At 46.7% G+C, this 1,676-nt stretch carries 3 protein-coding genes; all 3 read left to right on the top strand.

Going from position 1 to position 1,676, the window contains the following annotated elements:
* The first annotated feature begins 140 nt into the window (after positions 1 to 140).
* Entirely contained in the window at positions 141 to 464 is a 324-nt protein-coding gene (locus GRP75_RS26235; protein ID WP_068940242.1) for a YtxH domain-containing protein, read from the top strand.
* 208 nt (positions 465 to 672) lie between these two features.
* Positions 673 to 1,482 (top strand): glutamate racemase, encoded by an 810-nt coding sequence (gene racE, locus GRP75_RS26240; protein ID WP_023987989.1) that lies wholly within the window; start codon positions 673 to 675, stop codon positions 1,480 to 1,482.
* Positions 1,483 to 1,602: 120 nt separating this feature from the next.
* Positions 1,603 to 1,676 (top strand): LysM peptidoglycan-binding domain-containing protein (locus tag GRP75_RS30565; protein WP_160790809.1); only part of this gene is annotated, 74 nt, incomplete at its 3' end.

Consider the following 1,676-nt stretch of genomic DNA (forward strand, 5'->3'; position numbering starts at 1 on the left):
GGGGCCGTTGTTGCCTGTATCGTATCCGCTCTAAAAAAAAGTAAAACTTTTCATGCTTGTTTCCTGTATCATGACAAGCTCTCCATGCTTATAATGCACTAACAGATGGGCATTCGCCCGGGCACAAGGGAGAGATGATGATGAAGGAGAACTGCAAAAGTTTTATCCGAGGCGCGTTGGCAGGCAGCATTATTGGTTCGGTTGCTGCTTTGTTATTTGCCCCTAAGTCTGGTCGTGAGCTGCGTCAGAATATTACAGATCAGGCGCGCAACGTAAGTGATAAGGGACAGGAGCTAGCGGGGAAAATTTCAGACACCTCAATTGAGTATACTGACAAAATTAAGGAGACAGCCTCAGCCGTCATTCATGAAATTGGGCAATGGCGTAAAAAGGGTGAAATTATTCCTGAGGTTAGTATTTCATCAGCGACTGTTCAAGAAGATACGGAAAAAGATGCTCTGTAACGGTCTGTAAAACGTAGGTGAAACACTGAAAACGGTTTGAATTCGTGGCTTCTCCCGTTGGGGTGGAGCCTTTTTATTGATCACTTCCTCGTTTTAGGGTAATCTTTTGGGGTACCTTTTACATTAATACGACATAAGGTATGTAGCAACGGATAGCTTTCCGAGATGAAACAACTCATATTTGAACAAAAAAGGAAGCGGTGTGTACGTGCAGCAAGCGATTGCAATATTGGATTCCGGTGTAGGAGGTTTGACGGTTGTAAAAGAAGTCATGCGTCAGCTTCCACGGGAAAAAATCATTTATTTTGGAGACACTGCGCGCACTCCGTATGGCCCCCGACCATCGGAAGAGGTTAAAAAATTTACAGAGCAAATGGTTGATTTTCTGATTCAATTTGATCCGAAAGTCATTATTATTGCTTGTAACACGGCTACTGCCGCGGCATTGGACTATATAAGCCAAAAGGTATCCATTCCGGTGATCGGAGTCATTCACCCTGGGGCTCGTGCTGCGATTAGCGCGACGGCTACCGGGCATGTCGGGGTGATTGGGACTGTCGGTACGATTCGAAGCGGAGCGTATACAGCTGCGCTCAAGCAATTGTCTCCTTATGTAGACGTGGTGAGCCATGCTTGTCCTGCGCTTGTTCCATTGGTGGAACAAGGGTTATTCCGCTCCAAGACGACATCGCAGGTTGTGGAGGAGACATTGAGACCTATTCAAACGTATCCGATTGATTGTCTGATTCTTGGTTGTACGCATTATCCTTTTTTGAAGGAAACGATTCAAGAAGTCATGGGGCCTGCAGTAAAGCTCATTAGCTCGGCAGATGAAACGGCGCGTGAGACGAGTACCATTTTGTATAACAAAGGCAAGTTGGAAGCTGGGGACGAAACGCCGGTGCATCAGCTTTTTTGTTCCGGCGATCCTGAATTGTTCCAGCGCATTGCCGCACAGTGGCTCGGGGAGCAAATTCGCCAAACGCCTGTCGTCTGGCAAGTCACCAATTTGGATTAACGAGACAGCCGACTTTTTTTGTCATTGGACAAAAGAAGTCGGCTGTTTTGCTTTTCGCTACATCAAGACACGCCGCGTCTGCATAACATGCAGTAAGGCAGATGGAAGGGGCGTAGTAAGATGAGGGAATATATCGTTCAAAAAGGAGATACATTGCACCGGGTCGCCTCGGCTTTTAAACTATCGGCGGATAC

The sequence above is a fragment of the Paenibacillus sp. OT2-17 genome (genome assembly GCF_009827695.1).
Lineage (GTDB): Bacteria > Bacillota > Bacilli > Paenibacillales > Paenibacillaceae > Paenibacillus > Paenibacillus polymyxa_B.

Bases quoted from the DNA above. Each gene is read 5' to 3' on its own strand.
- GRP75_RS26235 (WP_068940242.1), top strand. From the start codon at position 141: ATGAAGGAGAACTGCAAAAGTTTTATCCGAGGCGCGTTGGCAGGCAGC.